General features: G+C 68.1%; 23 protein-coding genes and 1 riboswitch. Of the genes, 4 read left to right on the forward strand and 19 right to left on the reverse strand.

Annotated elements, in window-relative coordinates; all coding sequences use genetic code 11:
* Positions 1-99: 99 nt before the first annotated feature.
* From WB461_RS02530 to WB461_RS02565, 8 genes are all read right to left on the reverse strand, one after another.
* Complete coding sequence (locus tag WB461_RS02530) at positions 100-1,008, reverse strand: NADP-dependent oxidoreductase (protein ID WP_423851148.1); 909 nt, start codon at positions 1,006-1,008, stop codon at positions 100-102.
* A 72-nt stretch (positions 1,009-1,080) separates the two neighbouring features.
* Positions 1,081-2,166, reverse strand: coding sequence for a fatty acid desaturase family protein (locus WB461_RS02535; RefSeq protein WP_423851149.1), 1,086 nt, complete (start codon positions 2,164-2,166; stop codon positions 1,081-1,083).
* 138 nt (positions 2,167-2,304) lie between these two features.
* Entirely contained in the window at positions 2,305-5,691 is a 3,387-nt protein-coding gene (locus tag WB461_RS02540) for a pyruvate carboxylase (protein WP_423851150.1), read from the reverse strand.
* A 60-nt stretch (positions 5,692-5,751) separates the two neighbouring features.
* Positions 5,752-6,132 carry a heat shock protein transcriptional repressor HspR gene (locus tag WB461_RS02545; protein ID WP_423851170.1) on the reverse strand — a complete coding sequence of 127 codons (381 nt, stop codon included), beginning with the start codon at positions 6,130-6,132 and terminating at the stop codon, positions 5,752-5,754.
* Positions 6,132-7,259 carry a molecular chaperone DnaJ gene (dnaJ, locus tag WB461_RS02550; RefSeq protein WP_423851151.1) on the reverse strand — a complete coding sequence of 376 codons (1,128 nt, stop codon included), beginning with the start codon at positions 7,257-7,259 and terminating at the stop codon, positions 6,132-6,134. The genes WB461_RS02545 and dnaJ overlap by 1 nt, the downstream gene beginning before the upstream one ends.
* A 39-nt stretch (positions 7,260-7,298) precedes the next feature.
* Positions 7,299-7,895: a nucleotide exchange factor GrpE gene (locus WB461_RS02555; protein ID WP_423851152.1), complete on the reverse strand. Its 597-nt coding sequence runs from the start codon at positions 7,893-7,895 to the stop codon at positions 7,299-7,301.
* Entirely contained in the window at positions 7,892-9,751 is a 1,860-nt protein-coding gene (gene dnaK / locus WB461_RS02560) for a molecular chaperone DnaK (protein WP_423851153.1), read from the reverse strand. Before dnaK ends, WB461_RS02555 begins: the two co-directional genes overlap by 4 nt.
* Before the next feature lie 193 nt (positions 9,752-9,944).
* Positions 9,945-10,421, reverse strand: a complete 477-nt coding sequence (locus tag WB461_RS02565) for a cupin domain-containing protein (RefSeq protein ID WP_423851154.1) — start codon at positions 10,419-10,421, stop codon at positions 9,945-9,947.
* 61 nt (positions 10,422-10,482) lie between these two features.
* Between WB461_RS02565 and WB461_RS02570 the strand changes: the two genes are divergently transcribed.
* Positions 10,483-11,601, forward strand: coding sequence for a helix-turn-helix transcriptional regulator (locus WB461_RS02570; RefSeq protein ID WP_423851155.1), 1,119 nt, complete (start codon positions 10,483-10,485; stop codon positions 11,599-11,601).
* A gap of 39 nt (positions 11,602-11,640) precedes the next feature.
* Here WB461_RS02570 and WB461_RS02575 read toward each other — a convergent pair whose 3' ends face one another.
* Both WB461_RS02575 and WB461_RS02580 read right to left on the reverse strand, forming a co-directional pair.
* Complete coding sequence (locus tag WB461_RS02575) at positions 11,641-13,101, reverse strand: MFS transporter (protein ID WP_423851156.1); 1,461 nt, start codon at positions 13,099-13,101, stop codon at positions 11,641-11,643.
* A gap of 75 nt (positions 13,102-13,176) precedes the next feature.
* Positions 13,177-14,070, reverse strand: a complete 894-nt coding sequence (locus WB461_RS02580) for a rhodanese-related sulfurtransferase (protein WP_423851157.1) — start codon at positions 14,068-14,070, stop codon at positions 13,177-13,179.
* A gap of 42 nt (positions 14,071-14,112) precedes the next feature.
* Here WB461_RS02580 and WB461_RS02585 point away from each other — a divergent pair, with 42 nt between their 5' ends.
* The gene (locus tag WB461_RS02585; protein ID WP_423851158.1) at positions 14,113-15,525 is read left to right on the forward strand and encodes an amidase; all 1,413 of its coding nucleotides are present in this window, start codon (positions 14,113-14,115) and stop codon (positions 15,523-15,525) included.
* 13 nt (positions 15,526-15,538) lie between these two features.
* On the opposite strand, the gene map is transcribed toward WB461_RS02585, so the two are convergent.
* Positions 15,539-16,306: a type I methionyl aminopeptidase gene (map, locus tag WB461_RS02590; RefSeq protein ID WP_423851159.1), complete on the reverse strand. Its 768-nt coding sequence runs from the start codon at positions 16,304-16,306 to the stop codon at positions 15,539-15,541.
* On the reverse strand, positions 16,303-16,674 hold the full coding sequence (locus WB461_RS02595) for a hypothetical protein (protein WP_423851160.1): 372 nt from the start codon (positions 16,672-16,674) through the stop codon (positions 16,303-16,305). Before WB461_RS02595 ends, map begins: the two co-directional genes overlap by 4 nt.
* Before the next feature lie 57 nt (positions 16,675-16,731).
* On the opposite strand from WB461_RS02595, the gene WB461_RS02600 reads away from it, so the two are divergent.
* Positions 16,732-17,415 (forward strand): SGNH/GDSL hydrolase family protein, encoded by a 684-nt coding sequence (locus tag WB461_RS02600; protein WP_423851161.1) that lies wholly within the window; start codon positions 16,732-16,734, stop codon positions 17,413-17,415.
* 9 nt (positions 17,416-17,424) lie between these two features.
* On the opposite strand, the gene WB461_RS02605 is transcribed toward WB461_RS02600, so the two are convergent.
* Genes WB461_RS02605 through WB461_RS02615 form a run of 3 tightly spaced genes read right to left on the reverse strand, consistent with a single transcriptional unit; the run spans position 17,425 to position 19,914 of the window.
* Positions 17,425-18,237 (reverse strand): SDR family oxidoreductase, encoded by an 813-nt coding sequence (locus tag WB461_RS02605; protein WP_423851162.1) that lies wholly within the window; start codon positions 18,235-18,237, stop codon positions 17,425-17,427.
* A gap of 2 nt (positions 18,238-18,239) precedes the next feature.
* Positions 18,240-19,454: an acyl-CoA dehydrogenase family protein gene (locus tag WB461_RS02610; protein ID WP_423851163.1), complete on the reverse strand. Its 1,215-nt coding sequence runs from the start codon at positions 19,452-19,454 to the stop codon at positions 18,240-18,242.
* Between the two features lies 1 nt (position 19,455).
* Complete coding sequence (locus WB461_RS02615; protein WP_423851164.1) at positions 19,456-19,914, reverse strand: MaoC family dehydratase; 459 nt, start codon at positions 19,912-19,914, stop codon at positions 19,456-19,458.
* A 94-nt stretch (positions 19,915-20,008) separates the two neighbouring features.
* Here WB461_RS02615 and WB461_RS02620 point away from each other — a divergent pair, with 94 nt between their 5' ends.
* Positions 20,009-20,521: a hypothetical protein gene (locus WB461_RS02620; protein ID WP_423851165.1), complete on the forward strand. Its 513-nt coding sequence runs from the start codon at positions 20,009-20,011 to the stop codon at positions 20,519-20,521.
* A gap of 2 nt (positions 20,522-20,523) precedes the next feature.
* Here WB461_RS02620 and WB461_RS02625 read toward each other — a convergent pair whose 3' ends face one another.
* From WB461_RS02625 to WB461_RS02640, 4 genes are all read right to left on the reverse strand, one after another.
* Complete coding sequence (locus WB461_RS02625; protein ID WP_423851166.1) at positions 20,524-21,222, reverse strand: energy-coupling factor transporter transmembrane component T family protein; 699 nt, start codon at positions 21,220-21,222, stop codon at positions 20,524-20,526.
* Complete coding sequence (locus WB461_RS02630) at positions 21,219-22,610, reverse strand: ABC transporter ATP-binding protein (RefSeq protein WP_423851167.1); 1,392 nt, start codon at positions 22,608-22,610, stop codon at positions 21,219-21,221. The genes WB461_RS02625 and WB461_RS02630 overlap by 4 nt, the downstream gene beginning before the upstream one ends.
* Complete coding sequence (locus tag WB461_RS02635) at positions 22,611-23,228, reverse strand: ECF transporter S component (protein WP_423851168.1); 618 nt, start codon at positions 23,226-23,228, stop codon at positions 22,611-22,613. It lies immediately after the preceding gene.
* A riboswitch (TPP riboswitch) is annotated at positions 23,218-23,326 on the reverse strand. Its footprint overlaps the gene before it by 11 nt.
* 45 nt (positions 23,327-23,371) lie before the next feature.
* Positions 23,372-23,568 (reverse strand): hypothetical protein (locus WB461_RS02640; protein ID WP_423851169.1); only part of this gene is annotated, 197 nt, incomplete at its 5' end.

Here is a 23,568-nt window from a genome sequence, read left to right on the forward strand (position 1 = left end):
CGCGAGGAGCTGGCACGCACCGCCACCGGCAAGCTGCAGAAGTTCAAGCTGCGCCAGCCCTACTGGGAGGGTCAGGACCGTCAGATCAACTAGATCCGGCTAGGGCCGCAGCACGACCTTGCCACCGGCGTGTCCGCCATCCATGATGCGGTGGGCCTCGGCGGCCTCGGCCAGCGGCAGCACGTGCGCGACCGTGATCTCAAGGTCGCCGCGTTCCACGGCGGCCAGGTCGTCGGCCAGCAGGTCGGCGCGATTGTCGGCCGCAGAGCTGAACTCGACTCCCAGCTCGTCGGCGTCGGGATCGGCGATCGTCACGACGCGGTCTGCCGAGCCCACGAGCCGTACCGACTCGGGGAGCAGCCCCCGGCCAGCCGTGTCGACGACGGCCTGGATGCCCGACGGCACGAGGGCGGCGGCTCGATCGGCCCACCCGGCGTCGTATGAGATCGGCAGCGCCCCGAGGGCGCGCAGCCGCTGGTGGTGTGCGGCCGATGCGGTCGCCAAGACCGTCGCCCCGCGGGCTACCGCCTGCTGAACCGCTATGGCGCCGACCCCGCCACTCGCTCCGTGAATCACGACCGCGGTGTCCCGCTCGACGCCAACAGCATCGAGCACCCGGCGAGCCGCCTCCGTGGCGACCGGCGCCGCAGCCGCGACCTCGTCGCTGACCCCCTCCGGCACGCGCGCGTAGGTCGTCATCAGCGCCCGCTCCGCGTACGCGCCGGGATTTCCCACCGCCCAGCCCGCGACTCGGTCGCCGACCGCGACGTCCGTGATGCCTTCACCGGTCTGGTCGACGACCCCCACCAGCTCGAGACCGAGCACCTTCGGCAGTGGCGTGGAGAACATCGACTCCATCGAGCCCGAGCGCACCTTGCCGTCGAATCGGTTGACGCCGATCGCCGACACTGCGACCCGGACCTGGCCTGGACCGGCCTCGGGATCGGGAACATCGGTCATGGTCAGTACCTCGGGTCCGCCGAACTCGGCGCAGGTGACTGCACGCATCAGGACATCACTCTCTCTGGTGGTTCGGCCGACGTGATCGCGCTCCCACCGTAGGGCCGCGTCACCGTGCTGTCAGGCGTCGGGGGCGCGCAGCTGTGCGGACAACGGGCAGTCGAACGGGTCCCGCGCCCGCAGGCCGACGTTGTTCAGATAGTCCACGACGATCGCGTAGGAGTGGAACAGCCCGACCTCCATGTAGTCGATGCCTTCGCGCTCGCAGTGGGCCCGCACCAGCGGCTGCGCCTTCTTGAGGTTGCAGCGCGGCATGTTCGGGAAGAGGTGGTGCTCGATCTGGTAGTTGAGCCCGCCCATCGCCCAGTCGACGACCGGATTGCCCCTGACGTTGCGCGAGACCATGACCTGACGGCGCAAGAAGTCGAGCTTCATCTCCGGGGGGATGATCGGCATGCCTTTGTGCGCCGGCGCGAAGGACGCTCCGAGGCAGAAGCCGAACACTGCCATCTGGATCGCAAAGAATGCCGCAGCCTTGCCCAGCGGCAGGAATGCCAACAGCACCGCGACGTACGCGGCGAGTCGGGTGACGACGAGAAAGAGCTCGACCCGCCGCCACGGCTGGTTGGACTCCGTGTCGCGCGCCGCCCGGATGCTCTCGGCGTGCAGGTTGAGCCCCTCGAGCGTCAGCAACGGGAAGAACAACCAGCCCTGGCGCTGCACGAACCAGCCGGCGAAGCCGGACGTGCGCTGGGCAACGACGCCCGGGGTGAACGCGATCGCGCCTGGACCGATGTCCGGGTCGTAGCCCTCCAGGTTGGGGGCCTTGTGGTGCATGTTGTGCTTGGCTCGCCACCACGCGAAGCTCAGGCCGGCGAAGGCGCCGGCCAGGATGCGCGCCGTCCAGGAGTTCCACGCCGACGAGGTGAACATCTGCCGGTGCGCCGCATCGTGGCCGAGGAATCCGAACTGCGTCACGATGACGCCCAGCAGTGCGGCGAGGATCAGCTGGAACCAGGAATTGCCGAGCAGGAAGAACCCCACCCAGATGGCGAAGAAGGCCGCGACGTGGACACCTATCTGCCACCAGTAATAGCCGTGCCTGCGCTCCAGCAGCCCAGAATCCTTGACGTCCTGCATCAGGTCGGTGAAGTGGCTGACGTAGCGATCCTGCGAAACGGAGTCAATCGGGGCTCCCTGCGTCATCAACCGCTCCATCCGCGCTGCTCGACCACGTGCCGTTGAGGCTGACCGCCGGAACTAACCACGCCTCTCCATCGTCACACGCGAACGGCACAATGGCGCCGCCAGAACCTGTGAAGATCAAGAGAACAGCGCGTACGCCTACGCCGTGTCCAGGACGAGCAGCAGGTCACCACCTTCGGCCTGACGCGGGTCAGAAATGACCAACCGGCTCACCGTTCCAGAGGTGGGGGCGGTGATCGAGGCCTCCATCTTCATGGCCTCGATCGTCGCGACGGTCTGGCCGGCCTCGACCGTGTCGCCCTCGGCGACCGAAGCATGCACGACGCCAGCGAACGGGACAGCGAGGTGCTGTGGGTTGCCGGCTTCTGCCTTCTCGGCCGTCGCGACCTTGGAGTCGACCGAGCGATCGCGGACCTCGGTCGGCCGAAGCTGACCATTGATCGTGCCCAGGACGTTGCGGAGTCCACGCTCGTCGGCGTCCCCGATGGCCTCGACGCCGAACAGCAGGAGGTTGCCTTCCGACACCTCGACCTCGATCTCGTCACCGCCCCGCAACCCGTACAGGAATGCACCGGTCGGCAGGGCCGACAGATCACCGAACTCGAGGTGCGCTGCGTCGAAGTCCTTGGTCGGACCGGGGAACAGCAAGCGGTTGAGGGTGTGACGTCGGTCGGTGGCCAGCCCCTCGTGATCCTCGACGGTCAGCTCGGTGACCGCAGGCTTGACTGCGCGGCCCTCCAGCGCCTTGGCCCGGAATGGCTCGGGCCACCCGCCTGGCGGGTCACCCAGCTCACCGGACAGGAAGCCGATGACGGAGGCGGGGATGTCGAACGATGCCGGATCGTCGGCAAACGCAGCCGGGTCGGCGCCAACCGCGACGAGGTGCAAAGCGAGGTCGCCGACGACCTTGGACGACGGCGTCACCTTGACAACGTTGCCCAGGATGTCGTTCGCCGCGGCGTACATGTCCTCGATCTGCTCGAACTTCTCGCCCAGGCCCAACGCGATTGCCTGCTGACGCAGATTGGACAGCTGGCCGCCCGGGATCTCGTGGCGGTAGACCCGCCCGGTCGGGGCAGGCAGCCCGGATTCAAACGGGGCGTAGAGACGGCGGGTGGCCTCCCAGTACGGCTCGAGCGCGTTCACCGCGTCGATGTCCAGCCCGGTCACCCGGTCGGAGTGATTGGTCGCCGCCACCAGCGCCGACATCGGCGGCTGACTGGTGGTGCCGGCCAGCGCGGCACTCGCCACGTCGACGGCATCCACGCCGGCATCGATCGCGGCAACGAGGGTCGCCAGCTGGCCACCCGGGGTGTCATGGGTGTGCAGGTGCACCGGCAGGTCGAAGCGATCACGCAGCGCCAGCACGAGCGTCCGCGCGGCGGGAGCGCGAAGCAGTCCCGCCATGTCCTTGATCGCCAGCACGTGTGCGCCGGCTTCGACGATCCGGTCGGCGAGCTGCAGGTAGTAGTCCAGCGTGTAGAGCTTTTCGTCGGGATCGCGCAGGTCTCCGGTGTAGCAGAGCGCGACCTCGGCGACGGCCGTACCCGTCGCCCGCACCGCTTCGATCGCCGGCCGCATCTGGTCCACGTCGTTGAGGGCATCGAAGATCCGGAAGATGTCGATACCGGTCGCAGCGGCTTCCTGCACGAAGGCGTCCGTCACCTCGGTCGGGTACGGCGTGTAGCCGACGGTGTTGCGACCGCGCAGCAACATCTGCAGGCAGATGTTGGGCGCCGCCTCGCGCATCGCGGCGAGGCGATCCCACGGATCTTCCTGGAGGAAGCGCAGTGCGACATCGTACGTCGCTCCCCCCCAGGCCTCGATCGACAGCAGCTGCGGCGTCGTGCGTGCGACGTATGGCGCGACCGCAACCAGGTCGCGCGTGCGCACGCGAGTCGCCAGCAGCGACTGGTGCGCGTCACGGAACGTCGTGTCGGTGACGCCGACGGTGTCGCGCTGCCGCAGCGCCGCGGCGAAGCCCTCGGGGCCGAGCTCTGCGAGCAGCTGGCGGGACCCGTCCGCCGGCGCGACCGAGAGGTCGACGTCGGGCAGCTTGCTCCGCGGGTCGACGAGGGTCGGAGCGGCGCCATGAGGCTTGTTAACCGTGACATCGGCCAGCCAGGACAGGATCTTGCCGGCTGGATCCGACGCTCCGTGTGCCTCCAACAGCGCAGGGTGCTCCTCGATGAATGTCGTCGTCACGCGCCCGGCACGGAAGTCGTCGTTGGCGAGCAGCTCCTTGAGGAACGGGATGTTGGTCGAGACACCACCGACATGGAACTCCTCCAGCGCACGCTCCGCCCGCGTCACGGCCGCCTCGAAGTCGCGGCCGCGGCAGGTCAGCTTGGACAGCATCGAGTCGAAGTGGGCGCCGATGACCGCGCCGGTGTAGGTCGTACCACCGTCGAGCCGGACGCCCGGGCCGCCCGGCGACCGGTAGGACGTGATGGTGCCGGTGTCGGGACGGAAGTCGTTGGACGGATCCTCGGTCGTGATGCGGCACTGCAGCGCGAAACCCCGCGCCTTGATCGTGGACTGGTCAGCCAGGTCGAGATCGGCCAGGGTGGCCCCCGCGGCGATCCGCATCTGCGCCTGCACGAGGTCGACATTCGTGACCTCTTCGGTCACGGTGTGCTCGACCTGGATCCGCGGGTTCATCTCGATGAAGACGTAGCGGCCGTCGGGGCCCAGCAGGAACTCGACCGTCCCGGCACACGAGTAGTCGATCGAGCGGGCGAACTTCACCGCGTCGGCACACATCGCCATACGAATGTCGCGGTCGAGGTGGGGCGCTGGGGCGATCTCGACGACTTTCTGGTGCCGTCGCTGCACCGAGCAGTCCCGCTCACGCAGGTGCACGACGCCGCCGAACGAGTCGGCCAGCACCTGCACCTCGATGTGACGCGCGTCGACGACGGCCTCCTCGATGAAGCAGGTGGGGTCACCGAATGCTCCGTCCGCCTCACGCATCGCCGCCTCGATCGACTCGCGCAGCTTCGCGGGGTCGTCCACCCGTCGCATGCCCCGCCCTCCGCCGCCGGCAACGGCCTTGACGAACAGCGGGAAGGTCAGGACGTCCGATGCCTTGAGCAGGACGTCGACGTCGGCCGAGGGCTCGACCGAGCTGAGCGTCGGGACACCGGCGGCCTTGGCCGCAGCGATCGCGGAAGCCTTGTTGCCGGTCAGCTCGAGGACTTCCTTGGACGGACCGATGAAGGTGATCCCCGCCCTCTCACAGGCCTCGGCGAGATCCGGGTTCTCCGACAGGAAGCCGTAGCCGGGATAGATCGCGTCAGCGCCACACTGCACCGCCGCTTCGACGATCGCGTCGGGGTCGAGATAGGCGCGTACCGGATGTCCCCGCTCGCCGATCTCGTAGGCTTCATCAGCGCGAACTCGGTGCTCTGAGCCACGATCCTCGTACGGGAAGACTGCGACGGTCGACGAGCCCAGCTCGTGGGCAGCGCGAATCGCCCGAATGGCGATCTCTCCACGATTGGCGACAAGAATCTTCTGGAACACCACGATCATCCTTGCTCGACGGAAGCGTCGTCCCAATCTATCGCCCGGACTGCCTCCAGGTCAGCGGCGCCGTTTGCTCCAGATCACGACGTGCTGGTCGGCGATCAGCGCCGGCAGGTTCTGCGGGAGCTTTGCTGCCGCAACCTCGGCCTGCAGCTCGGCGACCCGCGCGCGGAGTGCGAGGACCTGGTTCTCCAGCTCGATGACCCGCCGCACGCCTTCCAGTCCCAGGCCCTCGGCAGTCAGCCGTGCCACAGTGCGCAGCAGCTCGACGTCGTGCAGGGAGTAGCGCCTCCCGCCGCCGCCGGTTCGTCCCGGGGCGACGAGCCCCAGCCGGTCGTACGTCCGCAGGGTCTGCGGGTGCAGGCCCGACAGCTCGGCCGCCACGCTGATGACGAAGACCTTGGCTTCCGGCCCTGGAGGGCTGAACGGGTCCGACATCATGTCGCGACCTCGAGCAGATCATCGCGCGGCGACGTCGCACCCCTGGCGTCACGCAAGGTCTCGACGGCGGCCTTGGCCTGGTCGGTCAGCTCAGTCGGCACCTGCACCTCGACCGTCACCAGCAGGTCGCCGCGACCGCCCGCATTGCGCACGGCGCCCTTGCCACCGGCCCGGAACGTTCGACCATTTGGCGTGCCCGCCGGGATCTTGAGTCGTACGGGCGGTCCGTCGAGCGTCGGCACCTGAATCTGTGCGCCGAGGGCGAGCTCGTCGAAGGCGACCGGGACCGTGATGGTGAGGTGGTCACCCTTGCGCCCGAACAGCCGGTGCGGCTCGACGTGCACGACGAGGAAAAGATCGCCCGCCGGACCGCCGGCATCGCCCTTGCCGCCCTTGCCCTTGAGCCGGATGCGCTGGCCATCCTTGACACCGGCCGGGACCCGGACGTTGAGCGTCCGGCTCGAGGGCGCTCGGCCGGAGCCGCGGCACACCTCGCACGGGTGCTCGACGACCAGTCCGCGTCCGCGGCACTGGTCGCACGGCTCGGTCATCGCGAACACGCCGCCGGCAGCGCCGGTCTGCATGCCGCTTCCCTGGCACTTGGTGCAGACCTTCGGCACGGTGCCGGGCCTGGCCCCGGTTCCGTGGCAGTTGGCACACGCCTCGTCGCTGGTCATCCGTAGCGGGAGGGTGGCCCCCTCGACGGCCTGCTGGAAGGTGATCGATGCCTCGGTCTCGAGGTCGTCACCCTTGCGGGCCTGGGGCTGACGCTGGCGCGCACGTCCCCGACCCCCACCGAACAGGCCACCGAGCAGGTCGCTGACGTCGAAGTCGGGCTGACCGGGGCCGCCCGGGGGGCGAAATCCGGCATTGCCGCCCCGGAACTGACCGAACATCGAGCGCTGCTCGTCGTACTCCTTGCGCTTGTCCTTCGACGAGAGCACGGCGTACGCCTCAGAGACGCCCTTGAAGCGCTCCTCGGCGGCACCGTTGCCCGGATTTGAGTCGGGGTGGTTCTCGCGCGCGAGCTTGCGGTACGCCTTTTTGATCTCGTCCTGCGACGCATCCTTCTTGACGCCCAGGACCTTGTAGAAGTCCTTGGTCGCCCAGTCACTGGCTGCCATCGATCACACCCCTCCTCTCTGTCTCGTCGCCGTCACGGACTACTCGTCCGGGGCTTCGTCCGTCAGGACATCTTCTGATTCTGGCGCAGCAACCTCGCTCGCGGGGTCGACCACGCCGACCGTCGCGGGCCGCAGGATCCGTTCGCCCACCCGATAGCCCGTCCGCATGACCGTGTCGACGGTCGTGGTGTCGACCTCTCCGGACTCGCCGGCGTGAAACACCGCCTCGTGCTGCGAGGGGTCGAAGGCCTCGCCCTTGGCGCCGAACGACTCGAGCTTGTGCTTGCCCACCGCCTGTTGCAGCGCGTCGGCGACGGCCTTGAAACCACCCTGGAGCTCGCCGTGGTCTGCGGCGCGGGCGATGTCGTCGAGCACCGTCAGCATCGACTGCAGCACAGCGGCTTCGCCTTGGGCCCGGACGAGCTCGCGGTCACGGTCGACCCGTCGCTTGTAGTTGACGTACTCCGCCTGCAGTCGCTGCAGGTCAGCCGTACGCTCCGCGAGCTGCGCCTCGAGCGTGGGCTCGGCCGGAGGGCCGGCCGGCTGAGTCTCCTCAGCCAGCTCGGCCAACTCCTCGTCGAGCTCCTCGCCCACGTCGGGCTCGTGGCGTCCCGGGTCGGGATCGGCGGGCGTCACCTGGCCTCGCCCTCGGTCGGCTCGTCGTCGACGATCTCGGCGTCGACGACGTCGCCGTCGTCATCGGCGGAGTCCGACGGTGCGCCGGCCTCGTCGCCGGCGGCCTGGGCGTCGGCAGCGGCGGCCGCATACATCGCCTCGCCCATCTTGGAGCTGGACTCGCCGAGCTTGGTCACGGCAGCCTGCACGGCCGCCGCGTCCTCGCCCTTGAGGGCCTCGTTGAGAGCATCGAGATCGGCCTGCACCTCGGTCTTGACCTCGTCACCGACCTTGTCGCCGTTCTCCGCGAGGAACTTCTCGGTGGAGTGGGACAGCGACTCAGCCTGGTTGCGCGTCTCGACCTGCTCACGCCGCTGACGGTCGTCCTCGGCGTACTGCTCGGCGTCCTTGACCATCTTGTCGATGTCGTCCTTGGACAGTGCCGAGCCGCCGGTGATCGTCATCGACTGCTCCTTGCCGGTTCCGCGGTCCTTGGCCGACACATTGACGATTCCGTTGGCGTCGATGTCGAAGGTGACCTCGATCTGCGGGACGCCGCGCGGTGCGGGCGGGAGCCCGGTGAGCTCGAACGTCGCCAGCAGCTGGTTGCCCGCCGCCATCTCGCGCTCACCCTGGTAGACCTGGATCTGGACGGACGGCTGGTTGTCGTCGGCCGTCGTGAAGACCTCGGACCGCTTGGTCGGGATCGTGGTGTTGCGCTCGATGAGCTTGGTCATGACGCCGCCCTTGGTCTCGATGCCGAGGCTCAGGGGGGTGACGTCGAGCAGGAGCACGTCCTTGACCTCGCCCTTGAGGACACCGGCCTGCAGGCTCGCGCCGATCGCGACGACCTCGTCGGGGTTGACGCCCTTGTTGGGCTCCCGACCACCGGTGAGGGTCTTGACGAGCTCGGAGACCGCCGGCATGCGGGTCGAGCCGCCGACCATGACGATGTGATCGATCGCGCTGAGCTCGACGCCGGCGTCCTTGATCACGCTGTTGAACGGCGCCTTGGTGCGCTCGAGCAGATCGTGCGTGATCTTCTCGAACTCCGAGCGGGTCAGCGTCTCGTCGAGGAACACGGGGTTCTTGTCCGAGTCGACCGTGATGTACGGCAGGTTGATGGACGTCGACGACGAGCTGGAGAGCTCGATCTTGGCGCGCTCGGCTGCTTCCCGGACGCGCGGCATCGCCATCTTGTCCTTGGTCAGGTCCAGGCCGGTCGAGCTCTTGAACTTCGCGACGATCCAGTCGACGACCTTCTCGTCCCAGTCGTCGCCACCGAGGTGGTTGTCACCGCTGGTGGCCTTGACCTCGATGACGCCGTCACCGATCTCCAGGAGCGACACGTCGAACGTGCCGCCGCCGAGGTCGAACACGAGGATCGTCTGGTCGTCGCCCTTGTCCAGGCCGTACGCCAGCGCGGCCGCCGTGGGCTCGTTGATGATGCGGCTCACGTTGAGACCGGCGATCTCGCCGGCTTCCTTGGTCGCCTGGCGCTGGTGATCGTTGAAGTACGCCGGGACGGTGATGACCGCGTCGGTGACGGGCTCACCCAGATATGCCTCGGCGTCGCGCTTGAGCTTCTGCAGGATGAACGCCGAGATCTGCTGCGGGTTGAAGGTCTTGCCGTCGATCTCCGTCGACCAGTCCGTGCCGATGTGGCGCTTGACCGAACGGATCGTGCGGTCGACGTTCGTCACGCCCTGACGCTTGGCGACCTCGCCAGCGAGGATCTCGCCGTCCTTGGCGAAGGCGACGACCGAGGGGGTCGTACGTGCTCCTTCGGCGTTCGCGATGACGGTGGGCTCGCCACCTTCGAGTACGGCAACGACCGAGTTGGTCGTGCCCAGATCAATTCCGACCGCTCTGGCCATGGTGCTTCCTCCTGCTGTTGGGTGCTTTGGAGACATCAAGAATGGGTGTCAACTGACTTGAGTCTGATGTTATCAACTTCCTCCATAGCGATTTCATTCCGGGGTCGGCTGCCCCGGCACAGTGAGCGATGTCGGCGCCCACACACAGGCCGACCCCGCCGGCTGCGCCGCCGGGGTCGGACATGCGTCGGTTCTAGCCGAACGTGAGCCCGTACTTCTCGATGTAGGGCATGGTGGCGTCGAGGTCGGCCTCGCAGCCGTACGGTTCGACGAGCGGGCCGAGGTCGAGATCCTCCGGCGCGGTGTCGATGATCCGGAACGCCTCCTCCAGACCACCCGGTGAGATCAGCTCCAGCACGCGAGCAGGCTTGTCCGACGCGTTGAAGAACGTGTGCCACTCTCCTCGTGGTTTGAACACGAGATCGCCGACCTCTGCGACGTGCTCCTCACCGGCTGTGACGTACCAGACCCGACCCTGCAGGATCAGGCTGAATTCGTCCTCGAGTGTGTGGCGGTGCATGGGAGCAGCGATGGAACGTGGGGCCAGCAGGTGTTCGACAACCGCCAGGTTGCCGCCCCAGTCCTTGGAATCGATCAGGAAACGATCACGGCACCCAAGCGGGGAGCCGAGGATCTCGCCGTCTCCGGCGCGAATGATTCGTGTCTTCATGGTTCCACGATGAGGCAGTGACGCGAGCCCGACCATTGCACATTTCTGGTATGTCTTGGGGATGGGCACGCCAGCGCGGGCGATGGAGCGGCTGGACTCCGTGGCGGGCGCGGGCCTCGATCTGGTGGAGCTCTGGCGGCAGGCGGCGCCCTTGCTGGCCGACGCAGTCCCGCATTTCGAATCTCCCTGCTTCTTCACCGTCGACCCGGAGTCGTTGCTCACGACCAGTCACTTCCAAGAGGGGCTGCCAGAGATTCCCGCTGAGTGGCTGGGCCGTGAATACGCTGAAGGCGACTACAACTCGATGAGTGAAGTTCTGCTGTCTTCGAGCGGATCCGGCACGCTGCACGACGCCACCGGCGGAAGACCTGAGCTGTCCCGCAAGTTCCACGAGGAGATGCAGCCCTTCGGCTGCAGTCAGGAGCTGCTCGTGGCCCTGCGTACCCGCGATCAGGAGTCGTGGGGGGTGATCGGCCTGTATCGGGAGGTGGGACGGCCTGCCTTTGCGCCTTCCGAGATACGAGCGCTTCGGCAGATCGCCCCGCGTCTGGCAGCGGGAGCCAGATACGGCCTGCTGGTCGGGCAGGCCCTGGAGCCGGACCTGCCGCACGCTCCCGGGCTGGTCGTCCTGAACCGCCGACTGCTCATCGACTCGGCAACCGTCACCGCCACCGACTGGCTCGCGAGTCTGGGCGGCACGGTCGACAATCCGCCGGCAAGTGTCCTCGCTGTGGCCGGTCAGGCGTTGCGGAGCGCGGACGGAGAAGCAGAGTCACGCGTGCGTTCACCTGGTGGCCAGTGGATCCTGTTGCGTGGCGCTGCTCTGGTGAGTCCCGACGGTCCACGACAGGTGTCGGTGATCCTCGACGAGCCTCAGCCAGCACACCTCGCTGGCCTGCTGCTGCGCGCCTATGGGCTGACCTCCCGTGAGCAGGAAGTGGCCAGCAGCGTCCTGCAGGGCCGGTCCACCGGGGTGATTGCCGACCAGCTGGGCATTGCGATGGGCACGGTGCAGGCCCATCTTCGGAACATCTTCGAGAAGACTGGCGTGCGGAGTCGGCGCGAGCTTGTCGGCGCCATCTTCCACCGCAGCTACGAGCCGCGGGTTCGGGACAACGAGAGCAGGACTTCTCAGGCCCGCCCCTCTCGCCGCGGACTCATGGCTCAGCAGTCGGTCTGACCTCGATCTCGTGCCGAGCATCGCGTCACGCCGGCGACCTCACTCGGCCGTCAGCGGCTTGGCGATGTTCTCCAACGCCTTTCCCTCGGCCTTGACACCCAGGAAGATCGCCACGATGCCTGCGCCGATCATCAGCGCTGCACCCAGGTAGTAGCCCGGGACGATTCCGGTGATGTCCTTGGACTTGGTGGCGGCATCGATCAGGTGACCGAAGTACAACGGGCCGGCAATGCCGCCGATCGCGGTGCCAACCGCGTAGAAGAAGGCGATGCACAGCGCCCGCGTCTCCATCGGGAAGACCTCGCTCGCGGTCAGGTAGGCCGCGCTTGCCCCCGCCGAGGCGAAGAAGAAGATCACCATCCCGAATGCCGTGAGGGTGACCGCCGAGAGCCCCCCGAGCATGGTCCCGGCCGCCGCCAGCAGAACGCCGGACAGGATGTACGTGCCCGCGATCATCGGGATCCGGCCGACCTTGTCGAACAGCGGCCCGAGCAGCAGCGCTCCCGCAAAGTTGCTGACCGCGAAGGCGGCGATGTACCAACCGGTCTGCTTGACGTCGAGGAACGTCGTGAGGGAGTCGCCGTAGGTGAAGAAGAATGCGTTGTACAGAAAGGCCTGCCCGGCGAAGAGAGACAGACACAGGATTGTGCGCTTGGGATACAGCGCGAACACCGTGTGTGCGATCTCTCCCATGCCGATCGTCCTGCGCTGGCGGATCGTGATTGTCTCGTCCACTCCGTCCAGCGTCACGTCGTCCTCGCGCTCGATCCGCTGCTCGATGCCCCGGACGATTTGCTCGCCCTCCTCGTCGCGGCCGTGGATGAACAACCACCGCGGGCTCTCGGGGACGTTCTTGCGAACGAACAGCACACCGAAGGCGAGGATGGCTCCCAGCGCGAACGCGAACCGCCAGCCGAACTCGGGATTGACCAGCGTCGGGTCGGTCAGCGGGATCGTCAGCAGTGATCCGGCGGCTGCGCCGACCCAGAAAGATCCGTTGATGATGATGTCGATCCGACCGCGATACTTGGCAGGAATGAGCTCGTCGATCGCTGAGTTGATGGCGGCGTACTCACCTCCGATGCCGGCTCCGGTCAGGAAGCGGCAGGCGAAGTACCACGTCGGATTCATCGAGAAGGCCGTCAGGACGGTCCCTGCCGTGTAGACCAGCAGCGTGATGATGAACAGCTTCTTGCGACCGAATTTGTCCGTCAGCTGACCGAAGAACAGCGCGCCTAGGCACGCTCCAGCGACGTAGATCGCGCCGGCGAGGCCGACATCGGAGCTCGACAGGCCCAGTCCGGTGTCGCCGTCCTTGAGCACTGCCGACAAGTTGCCGACGATCGTCACCTCGAGGCCGTCCAGGATCCACACTGTGCCGAGGCCGATCACGACCATCCAGTGCCACCTCGACCACGGAAGGCGGTCTATCCGCGCCGGAATGTCAGTGGTGATGCGGCCGAGCTCGGGACCCGAGGAGGACTTCTCGTTGGTGGACATGTGAAAAGCCTTACCCTGTGACGCGGCTCTCAATCGCGGCTGACAGCCGTCTGCGTGCGCAGCCCATGGGGGCTATCAGCCGGCCATTGCGTGGCGCGAGCACAGGTCGTCGCGGGCCCCGCACGTCTGGCACCTGACCATCTGACGCACGCACGACACGTCTCCGCAGTCCTCGACGTGATTGGTCGCGGCGGCACACGTGTCGCAGGTGCCAACGAGTGCAGCGTGATCGGAGAAGTCCATCGTGATCCGGTCGTCGAAGACGTACAGCGAGCCCTTCCACAGACCATCGTCACCAAAGGCCTCGCCGTAGGCCGCGATGCCGCCGTCCAGCTGGTAAACCTCCTGGAACCCACGTCTGCGCATCAGCGGAGTGAGGACCTCGCACCGGATCCCGCCGGTGCAGTACGTCACCACGGCTTGGTCCTTGAGGTGGTCGAACGCGCCGCTGTCGAGCGCCGCAATGAACTCGCGGGTCGTCTCCACCGGCGGTCGGACAGCATCCGTGAAGTGACCGATCGCCGACTCGACCTGGTTGCGGCCGTCGAAGAAGACGACGTCCTTGGACTCGACGAGGGCGTGGAGCTCGGCCGGGCTCAGGTGCGTGCCGCCGCCGACGACACCGGTCTCGTCGATCTCGAGCTCGGCGGGCGCTCCGAACGTGACCAGCTCGTCACGGACCCGGACGCTGAGCCGCGGGAAGTCGGCCGTCGTGCCGTCCTCGAGCGCCCGACCCTGGCTCCACTTGAAGTCGATGTCCTTGAAGGGCGCGTAGGCCCGCGTGCCCCGCACGTACTTCTTGAGCTGCACGACGTCCCCGCCGAGGGTCGCATTGATGCCGTCCTTCGAGACGATGATGCGCCCACGCACGCCGAGAGACTGGCACAGCGTGAGCTGCCACAGCCGGATCGCGTCGGGATCGGCCAACGGCGCGAAACCGTAGAACAACAAGACTTTGGGGGTGGCCACGCATTGATTCTAGGCGTCGGCGCACAGGCCTAGGCTCAGTGCATGACCCAGCTGCACCACCTCGACGCCGTCGCCCAGGCTTCCGCCCTCCGGAGCCGGGAGGTCTCGTCGGTCGAGCTCGTTCAACACCACCTGGACCGGATCGACCGCCACGCGGATGACCTCGGCGCGTTCATCACGGTGACCGCCGAGCTCGCCCTCGAGAAGGCTGCCGAGGCCGACCGCCACCTGGCCGCCGGCACCGCCCCAGCCTTCGCCGGTGTACCGACCGCGTTCAAGGACCTGACCCCCACTGCTGGTACGCCGACCTCGATGGGTTCGGTGTTCCTGCGCGAGTTCGACCCGCCGGCCAACGCCCACGTCGTGGACCTGATGCAGCAGACCGGTTTCATCAGCCTCGGCAAGACCAACACCCCGGAGTTCGGACTCTCGTCCTACACCGACAACGATCTCGTCGGTCCGGCCCGCACCCCGTGGGACACGAGCCGCAACGCCGGCGGTTCGAGCGGCGGGGCTGCGGCGGCCGTCGCCGCGGGGCTCATCCCACTGGCGCAGGGCAGTGACGGTGGCGGATCGATCCGCATACCGGCCAGCGCGTGCGGGATCTTCGGCTTCAAGCCCAGCCGCGGTCGGGTCAGCGCCGGGCCGCTCGGCTCGGACTGGAGCGGACTGGCCGGCGACGGCCCACTCGCCCGCAGCGTCCGAGACGCCGCCGCACTCCTGGACGCCATCGCTCATCCGATGCCCGGCGACGTGCGCCCGCTTCCGGACCCGCCCGTGCCGTACTCCCAGTGGGTGGACCGTCCACCCGGTCCGATGCGGATCGCCCGATGGTCCGCGACCCACCTCGAGGGGATCGCTCCGGGCCCCGACGCGATTGCCGCCTGGGAGTCCGCCAGCGCTCTGCTGGAGTCGCTGGGGCATGAGGTCATCGACATCGCGAACCCGTTCCCGCAAGCGCTCGAGCCGCAGTTCAACGTCATCTGGTCCAGCGGCATCGCGGCCGCGGCGCTTCCTCCCGACGCCGATGCGCTGCTGCGGCCCAACACCCGCTACTGGCGCGAACGCGGTCGGGCTGCGAGCGCGGTCGACCTCTCCCGAGCCTTGCAGTTCCTCGAGCTCACGACCCGCCAGGTCATCTCAGACCTGCAGTCATATGACGCGTTCCTGACCCCGACGCTGGCGCTGCCCCCGCAACCGGTGGAGTGGTTCAACGAGTCTGGCGACCCGGCGACGGACCACCACCGTGAGCTGTTGTTCACGCCGTACACGGCGCTGTACAACATGACCGGGCAACCGGCGGCGAGCCTGCCGTTGCACTGGTCGGCCGAGAACCTGCCGATCGGCATCATGCTGGCCACCCTGCCGGGCCAGGACGGACCGCTGTTCAGTCTGAGCGCGCAGGTCGAGGCGGCCGCGCCCTGGTACGAGCGACGACCACCGGGCTTCGCCTGAGCGTCCTGCTCAGTCAGTCGCGGGCGGTCATCACGATCGGATCTCCCTCGGTGATCGCGATCGTGTGCTCGACGTGGGCACCCCGCGAGCCGTCCGCGCTGCGGATGGTCCAGCCGTCGTCGTCCATCCGGATCTCGTCGGTCGTGTGCAGGAACCACGGCTCGATCGCGATGACCAGGCCAGGCTTGAGCGGGAAGCCGCGGCCGGCCTTGCCGTCGTTCGGGATGTGCGGGTCGCCGTGCATCGTCCGGCCGACCCCGTGTCCGCCGAACTGCGTGTTGATCTTGAGGCCGTGCGAACGTCCGACCGCGCCGATCGCTGCGGAGATGTCGCCGACCTTGTTGCCGGGGCGGGCCACCGCGATCGCGGCGTCGAGCGCCTCCTGCGCATGGGCGACGAGATGTACGTCCTCCTCGCGGGGGGTGCCGACGGGGACAGTCAGTGCCGAGTCGCAGACCCAGCCGTCGACCGACACGGCGAAGTCGAAGCTCACCAGGTCGCCGTCGCGGAGCTTGTACGGGTGCGGCAGGCCGTGCAGCACAGCGTCGTTGACCGAGGTGCACAGGACCTTGCCGAACGGCATCGCGCCGAATGAGGGGTGATAGTCGATGTAGCAGGACTCTGCACCGCGGTCGCGAATCATCTGGTGCGCCAGCGCGTCCAGCTCCAACAGGTCGACGCCGACATCGGCGGCGTCGGAGAGCGCGGTCAGGACTGAGGCGACGAACCTGCCCGCGGGCCGCATCTCCTCGACCTGGGTGGGCGTCAACAGCTCGATCATGGGGTCGGCCTTTCGTTCTGGGTTCGCGAGACCTGCTCGAGCATGACTGCCACGACCAGTGCAGCAGTCCCGAGTGTCGCGACCGGGGTGCTCGCGAAGACCCGGTCGCCAGTGGCCGAGACGGCGGTCGCCGCGAGGGACGCGCCACCGAGCAGCGCCGCCAGCATCCCCGCGAGACTGGCTGCCGTCGGCGTGACCGACCACGCCTGATAGAGCGTCACGGCGATGATGGCCGCGCCTGCAACCGCAGCGAGACGCAGAGGCGACCGCAGCGAGGGGTCGGGGGTCACGACGACGGCCAGCAGGTACGCGATGACGACGAGCGCTTCTCCGATCACCAGGACCGCGAATTTTCGGGGGTGCTGCACTCGCTCAGCGTACGGGTTCGACCGGCGACGTCCTGCAGCCCCTGATTCACTGGAGGTGTGCCTGACACCTCGTTCGACTACTCCAACCTGAGCGGTCGCCCCAACGGCCCGGTGATCGCCTTCGCGAGCCGGTTCCACCGAGGGGTGCGACAGGTGCAGGAGCAGGTCGAGCCGTACGCCCATGCGTGGGAGCGGGACAACCGCGCGGCGCTCGCGTCGTCAGGTCCGTTGTGGTTCGCACTGGGTGACTCGATGGCCCAGGGCATCGGCGCAAGTTCGCACGACCGAGGGTGGGCCGGACAGCTCGCCGAGTTCCTCCCCGGCCACCGGCTGGTCAACCTGTCGGTCTCCGGCGGACGCGTCGCAGACCTGCTGGAGCGGCAGCTCCCGGCCATGGAGTCGCTGGAGGTCGCGCCGCACCTCGTGACAGTCGTGATCGGGAGCAACGACCTGTTCAGCCGACGGTGGCGTGCGGGGCTGCCCGGCCGGCTCGCCGAGCTCCTGCCCCGGCTGCCGCGAGGCGCAGTCGTCGCCACACAGCCCGGCGGACGCCCCGGATCGCTGGAGTTCAATCGGCAGCTCGACGAGGCCGCGGCCACCGGCCACATCCGGCTCGCCGAGTTCCGCACCCCGCTGATGCGCAGCTGGAAGGGGCGCTTGTCGGCGGACCACTTCCACCCCAACGACCATGGCTACGCGGGCATGGCCCAGATCCTGGCCGAGGCCATCACCACCCGTTGAGCTTCCCGGTCAGCCGGGCGGAGGAGACTCCAGGGATGTTCGAAAGCGCTGCATGCCGGTGATCCAGTGGTCGGTGTCGGCGGCCTTGCGGGCATACATCGTGCCGACCTCGGGATGCGGCAGGGCGAAGAATGTTCCCGCCGCAACCGCCTCGAGCACGACGTCGGCGACCTCCAAGGGGTCGAGCGTCGCTCCCGCGCTGACGACCGACTGCCGTCCCAGCAACGCATCACCCTGCGTTGCTTCCTCCCCCGCCACGAGCATGTCCGTGCGTACTCCCATGGGGCACAGGCAGCACACCTGCACGCCGCGGTCGCCGTAGGTGGCGGCGAGCCATTCGGCGAAACCCACGGCGGCGTGCTTCGTCACCGAGTACGTCGGGGAGCCCAGCTGCGTCAGCAGACCGGCAGCGGATGCGGTGCTGACGAAGCAGCCGGCACCGCGCTCCAGCCAGCCGGGCACCAGCGCCCGAGCCGCCACGACGTGCGCCTTGACGTTGACGTCCCACGACGATGCCCACTCGCCATCTGTCGCATCGAGGCCGAAGCCGGTGAACACGCCCGCATTCGCGAAGAATGCGTCGACCTCATCGGCGGCAGCGATCAGCGCCGCGATGTGTTCGGCTTCCGAAGCGTCACCCGCGACGTGGTCGACCCGTCCCGGGTGCTCGGCTTCGAGTCGCGCAGCCGTGGCTGCGAGCCGGCGGCCGTCGAGGTCGCCCATCACGACAGACGCACCGGCCTCAAGCAGACGCTGCGCGATGGCCGCACCAATCCCGCCGGCCGCCCCGGTGACGACTGCCTTCGCGCCCGAGACATCCATCGTCAGTGGTGCTTCTTGAGCTCGGCGCGCGCCAACGAGTTCTTGTGCACCTCGTCGGGCCCGTCGGCGAATCGCAGCGTGCGGATGCCCGCGAACCACTCGGCGAGCGGGAAGTCCTGGCTGAGGCCGCCGGCACCGTGCACCTGGATTGCCTTGTCGAGGATCCACTCGACCGTCTGCGGCGTCGCGATCTTGATGGCCTGAATCTCGGTGTGCGCACCGCGGTTGCCGGCGGTGTCCATCAGCCAGGCGGTCTTGAGGACCAGCAGCCGAAGCTGCTCGATCCGCACGCGAGACTCGGCGATCCAGTCGCGAACCACACCTTGGTCGGCGATCGGCTTGCCGAAGGCGACCCGATCCAGCGCGCGCTTGCTCATCATCTCGACGGCTCGCTCGGCGATCCCCAGCGACCTCATGCAGTGGTGGATCCGTCCCGGTCCGAGTCGCGCCTGAGCGATCGCGAAGCCTTCACCCTCGGCGCCGATCAGGTTGCTCGCTGGCACGCGGACGTCGTTGAACGAGATCTCGGCGTGACCGCCATGATCGCGATCGTTGTAGCCGAACACGTGCATCCCGCGCTCGATGTTGAATCCGGGGGTGTCGCGCTCGACCAGGATCATCGACTGCTGGCGGTGGCGCTCTGCGGTGGGATCGGTCTTGCCCATCACGATGAAGATCTTGGCGTTCGGGTTCATCGCGCCGGTGATCCACCACTTGCGGCCGTTGATGACGTAGTCGTCACCATCCTTGAGGATCGACGTCTCGATGTTCGTCGCGTCGGACGAGGCGACCCGGGGCTCGGTCATCGCGAAGGATGACCGGATCTCGCCGGCGAGCAGAGGATCGAGCCACTGCTTCTTCTGCTCGGCGCTGCCGAACATGTGCAGCACCTCCATGTTCCCGGTGTCGGGTGCGGCGCAGTTGACCGCTGCCGGCGCGAGCTGGATGCTGCGGCCGGTGATCTCGGCCAGGGGGGCGTACTGGAGGTTGGTCAGGCCTGCACCCTCGTCGCCGGGCAGGAAGAAGTTCCAGAGGCCGCGCTTCCTCGCCTCGGCCTTGAGCTCTTCCAGCACGGCAGGCGGCGCCCAGGTGTCCTGCGTGATCGCATCCTGCATCTGCTGGTGGGCGACGGGCTCGGCCGGATAGATGACCTCGTCCATGAAGGACTCCATCTGGCCGATCAGGTCGATGGTCTTGGCGTCGTGGCCAAAGTCCATCTCAGGCACCAGCCATGACGAAGACGACCTCGGCGACGCACGCCGGCTTGCTGCCGCCGTCGATCTCGATCACGAAGCTGACGATGCACTGGGTGCCGATCGCGATGTCGGAGGTCTCCTTGAGCGTTGCGGTGGCCCGCAGGCGGGAGTCGACCGGAACGGGGCTCGGGAAGCGCACCTTGTTGGCGCCGTAGTTCATGCCGAACGCCAGCCCGTTGACCGCGTAGATCTGCTCACCGAAGGCAGGCAGCAGAGCCAACGTCAGGTAGCCGTGCGCGATCGTGCCGCCAAAGGGCCCGGTCGCCGCCCGCTCGGGGTCGACGTGGATCCACTGGTGGTCTCCCGTGGCGTCGGCGAAGGTGTTGATCTGTTCCTGCGTGACCGTCACCCAGTCGCTCGTGCCGAGCTCCTGCCCGGCGGCCGCCTTGAAGTCGTCGAGACTGTCGAACACGCGTGGCATGAGACCTCCAAAGTTGGTAAGCGCTTGCTTAGTTCGCACCCTAGTACGCCGACCGTCCCGCGCGCCAGACCTGTGCTCGCCTAGGCTCCCCACCATGGTTGGTCCCGAACCTGCGCCGCGTCCGTCCGGGCCGTCGAGCGAGGCCGAGGTGAGCGCCGCACTGCGCGCCATGGCCCTGCAGGTCGGCGCAGACGACCTCGGGCTCGATCAGGACGATCCTGACCGGGTGCACGGTGTCCTGATGGAGCTGGGTCACGCCCAGCACGTCGTGACCACTGTGGCGCTTCTCGACGGCACCGCCAGCCGGTACGTCAGCTCGGGTGGCGGCACGGTCGGCGCGGGCGAGCACGAGACGGTCGCCGAGGCGGCGCGATCGCTTGTCGCGATGGCTCAGGTGCTCATGGGCCTGACGGAGCCGGTCTCTCAGTTCCCGTTGCCAACCGCCGGTCGGGCGCACTTCCACCTCCTCACCGCTGGCGGCGGGCGCACCGTCGGCGCCTTCGTGGACGAGCTGGAGGACCGACGGCACGCGCTCGCTCCGTTGTACGAGTCGGGCCGAGCGCTCAGCTCGCGGATCGACGAGCTCGGTGAGAACCAGCGAGGCTGACTTCAGACCAGCAGGCGGGCGATGATCGGCGCGCTCCCGAGCAGCGCCGCTGTCGCCAGCCCGAGGTGGTCCAGGCGGGTCCACGGGGCCGGCTCGGCCCAGGTTCGATCGTGCGCCGTGGCGAACCCCCGGGAGTCCATCGCGATCGAGGTCGACGTCGCGCCGCGCATCGCCTGGACGAGCAGCGCGAACGACATGTTGGCGGCGTAGCGGCCGTTGGCGACGGGGTTGCGGGTGGGCCCGAAGCCGCGCGCCCTCCGCACCCGCTCAAGCTGCTGCCAGGCCAGACCGAATCCGGTGAACTTCTGCAGGGCTGCGCCGAACGCCGCCACCAGCCTGGCCGGCAAGCGCAGCGTCTGGGCGAGGTAGTCCGCGAACCGAGATGGATCGACGTAGCCGGCCATCACCGAGCCCGGCCACGCCAGCACGACGATCCGCAGCCCGGCGGTGAGGGACTCCTGCACGTCGTGGCCCCCGACCCGCCACGTTGAGTAGACGATCGTGCCGGCCGCGATGCCAGTGAAGCCCAGGCAGGCCAGCGGATAGCGCCATCCAGGCGCCAGCAGCACGACGGCCACGACGTACACCCCTAACGCGACAAGTGCCACCGGCAGGCTGCGGATCCAGAACGACCCGAGCAGGGAGAACAGCCCCACCGACAGCTGTGCCAGCGGGTTGAGCCTCAGGAGCCACGATCTCACCGCAGCACCCCCTGACTCATGTGGTGCTCGGCATCAGCCGTCAGGTCGTCGTCGTGGGTCGCCAGCGCGACGGTCGCACCGGCAGATCGTGCGGCGGCGATCCACCCGACGACGGCCGCCCAGGTGCCCGGATCCTGACCGACTGTCGGCTCGTCGAGCAGGACCACACCCGGCCGGTGAGCCAGGGCCGCGACCAGTGCCAGTCGACGTTGCTCGCCGCCGGACAATCGGTACGGGTTGGCGGCCGCGAACCGGCTCAAGCCGAAGATCTCGAGCACGGCCCCGGCGTCAACCGGCTGGTGGAGCCGGTCCGCCGTCCGGCGGGCCTCGTCACCGACGGTCGTGGCGAGGAAGCCGTGCTCAGGGTTTTGCGGAACCCAGCCGACCGCAGCGGCGAGCCGCGGTGAGCGCCAACGGTGCAGGTCCGGCGTGATCGAGCCCGAGCTCGGCTTGACCAGCCCTCCCAGGACGGCGAGCACAGTGGACTTGCCCGCACCGCTCGGGCCGGTGAAGGCGGTCGTCATCGAAGGAGAGACCTCTGCCGTGAGCCCGCTCAGGGCTCGGGTGCGCTGGGTGCCGCGGAGTGTTCGGGTCACCAGCTCGACCGCGACGTCGGTTGCCGAGATCGTCAACGGCTCGGACTCGGGACGGACCAGATGCGCCGGGACGTCCAGCGGCGACGGAGGCGGCATCCCCGGCATCCACACACCGGCGGGGCTCGGTCCGTCGAGGAAGGACCTGACGCTCCCATCGCTGACGATGTTCCCGCCGCCCGAGAGCACGACGACCCGGTCGACATGGTTGAGCCATCCGTCGATGCGGTGCTCGACGACCACCAGCGTCCGGTCACCAGCGGCCGACACGATCGCGTCGCGCACACCGGTGGCTGTCTCCGCGTCGAGCATCGAGGTCGGCTCGTCCAGGAGCAGCAGGTCGGGGCGCATCGCCAGCACTCCCGCCAGCGCCAGCCGTTGCTGCTCGCCGCCCGACAGGGCGGAGCTGAAGTGCTCCCGGCCGTATGCGAGGCCGACCGAAGCCAGCGACTCGTCGACGCGCGACCAGATCTCGTCGCGCGGCATCCCGGCGTTCTCGGGGCCGAAGGCGACATCCCGACCCACGCGCTCGGCGACGATCGCGTCGGCCGGATTCTGCAGGAGAAGCCCCAGCCGCCCGTCGACCTCTGCGGTGCCGCCGAGCTCACCGGCGATCGTGGTGCCGAGGGCGCCCGCGAGCGCATGCAACAGCGTCGATTTACCGGCTCCACTCGGACCGATCAGCAGCACCCGCTCGCCGGCCCCGATCGTGAGATCGAGCCCGGCGACAACGGGATCGCGTCGCCCCAGTGGGCGCCACGTGAAGCCGCGGAAGCGAGCTTCGCCGAGTGACACCTAGACCTCGGCGACCTGCTCGCGACCGGCCGCGAAGGCGTCAAGCACCCCGGCTCCGGCCAGAGCACGGACCAGGAAGAAGCCACCCACGCCCGCAACCACGACGCCCGAGAGGACGAAGAAGCCCAGGTGGGCGAGCTTGGCTCCGAAGCTGTAGTCCGGAATGTAGGCATGCCACTCGTAGAACGACTCGAGCGCACCGGCCAATGCTCCCGAGAGAGCGGCCGCCACGACGCCCCAGCGCCGGTAGAAGAACGCCAGGAAGATCAGCTCGGCGCCGAGCCCCTGCCAGAAGCCCGAGGCGAAGACACTGAATCCCCACTGCGTGCCGCCAACGATGAACGTCGAGACCGCGGCCGCGACGAATTCGGTCGCGAACGCCGCTCCGGGCTTGCGGATGATCAGTCCGCCGACGACACCGGCACTCAGCCAGACGCCGCCGAGCAGTGCGCTGCTGGGCGGGTAGGAGAAGACCGCGAGACCGCTGAGCGGCTCGTAGAGCTTTCCCCAACCCCAGAAGATGACGCCGAAGGCCACCCCCAGCGTGGTGATGGTGACCAGATCGATCGTGCGGTAGTGCACGTCGAACGTGGGCTTGGACGTGGTTGCAGAACTCATCGTGACTCCCTTCGCCGGTACTAACCGGTGCAGGTTCAAGGGTCTGCGGCGGATCCGCACTCTCAGCACCTCTGCGTGGTGCTCCCCTGTCGTGTGATGACGAGCCTACCCCCGGTAGCGCTCGAAGCCCTGCCGGGAGGTGGTCAGATGCGCTTGGTGAAGGCTGTGGCGCCGCCAGGGTTCTGGCCGATGGTGATCGTGCAGCTGCCAGTGCGATCGGCCGACGAGCCGGTGGCGACCACGGTCTTGTCGCCGGGGTCGGTCGCGCCGAGGGCAGCGGTGACCTTGGCCGCCCCGAACAACGGCGCCTTGGACGTGGCCAGCGTGACCCCGTCAATGG

The organism is Aeromicrobium sp. (assembly GCF_049587115.1).
GTDB lineage: Bacteria > Actinomycetota > Actinomycetes > Propionibacteriales > Nocardioidaceae > Aeromicrobium.

Excerpts from the sequence above, each read along its gene's own strand:
- dnaK (WP_423851153.1), bottom strand. The coding sequence starts at position 9,751 with ATGGCCAGAGCGGTCGGAATTGATCTGGGCACGACCAACTCGGTCGTT.
- WB461_RS02575 (WP_423851156.1), bottom strand. The coding sequence starts at position 13,101 with ATGTCCACCAACGAGAAGTCCTCCTCGGGTCCCGAGCTCGGCCGCATC.
- WB461_RS02635 (WP_423851168.1), bottom strand. The coding sequence starts at position 23,228 with ATGAGTTCTGCAACCACGTCCAAGCCCACGTTCGACGTGCACTACCGC.
- WB461_RS02620 (WP_423851165.1), top strand. The coding sequence starts at position 20,009 with ATGGTTGGTCCCGAACCTGCGCCGCGTCCGTCCGGGCCGTCGAGCGAG.
- WB461_RS02585 (WP_423851158.1), top strand. The coding sequence starts at position 14,113 with ATGACCCAGCTGCACCACCTCGACGCCGTCGCCCAGGCTTCCGCCCTC.
- map (WP_423851159.1), bottom strand. The coding sequence starts at position 16,306 with ATGATCGAGCTGTTGACGCCCACCCAGGTCGAGGAGATGCGGCCCGCG.
- WB461_RS02535 (WP_423851149.1), bottom strand. The coding sequence starts at position 2,166 with ATGACGCAGGGAGCCCCGATTGACTCCGTTTCGCAGGATCGCTACGTC.
- WB461_RS02545 (WP_423851170.1), bottom strand. The coding sequence starts at position 6,132 with ATGTCGGACCCGTTCAGCCCTCCAGGGCCGGAAGCCAAGGTCTTCGTC.
- WB461_RS02530 (WP_423851148.1), bottom strand. The coding sequence starts at position 1,008 with ATGCGTGCAGTCACCTGCGCCGAGTTCGGCGGACCCGAGGTACTGACC.
- dnaJ (WP_423851151.1), bottom strand. The coding sequence starts at position 7,259 with ATGGCAGCCAGTGACTGGGCGACCAAGGACTTCTACAAGGTCCTGGGC.
- WB461_RS02615 (WP_423851164.1), bottom strand. The coding sequence starts at position 19,914 with ATGCCACGCGTGTTCGACAGTCTCGACGACTTCAAGGCGGCCGCCGGG.
- WB461_RS02610 (WP_423851163.1), bottom strand. The coding sequence starts at position 19,454 with ATGGACTTTGGCCACGACGCCAAGACCATCGACCTGATCGGCCAGATG.
- WB461_RS02605 (WP_423851162.1), bottom strand. The coding sequence starts at position 18,237 with ATGGATGTCTCGGGCGCGAAGGCAGTCGTCACCGGGGCGGCCGGCGGG.
- WB461_RS02565 (WP_423851154.1), bottom strand. The coding sequence starts at position 10,421 with ATGAAGACACGAATCATTCGCGCCGGAGACGGCGAGATCCTCGGCTCC.
- WB461_RS02570 (WP_423851155.1), top strand. The coding sequence starts at position 10,483 with ATGGGCACGCCAGCGCGGGCGATGGAGCGGCTGGACTCCGTGGCGGGC.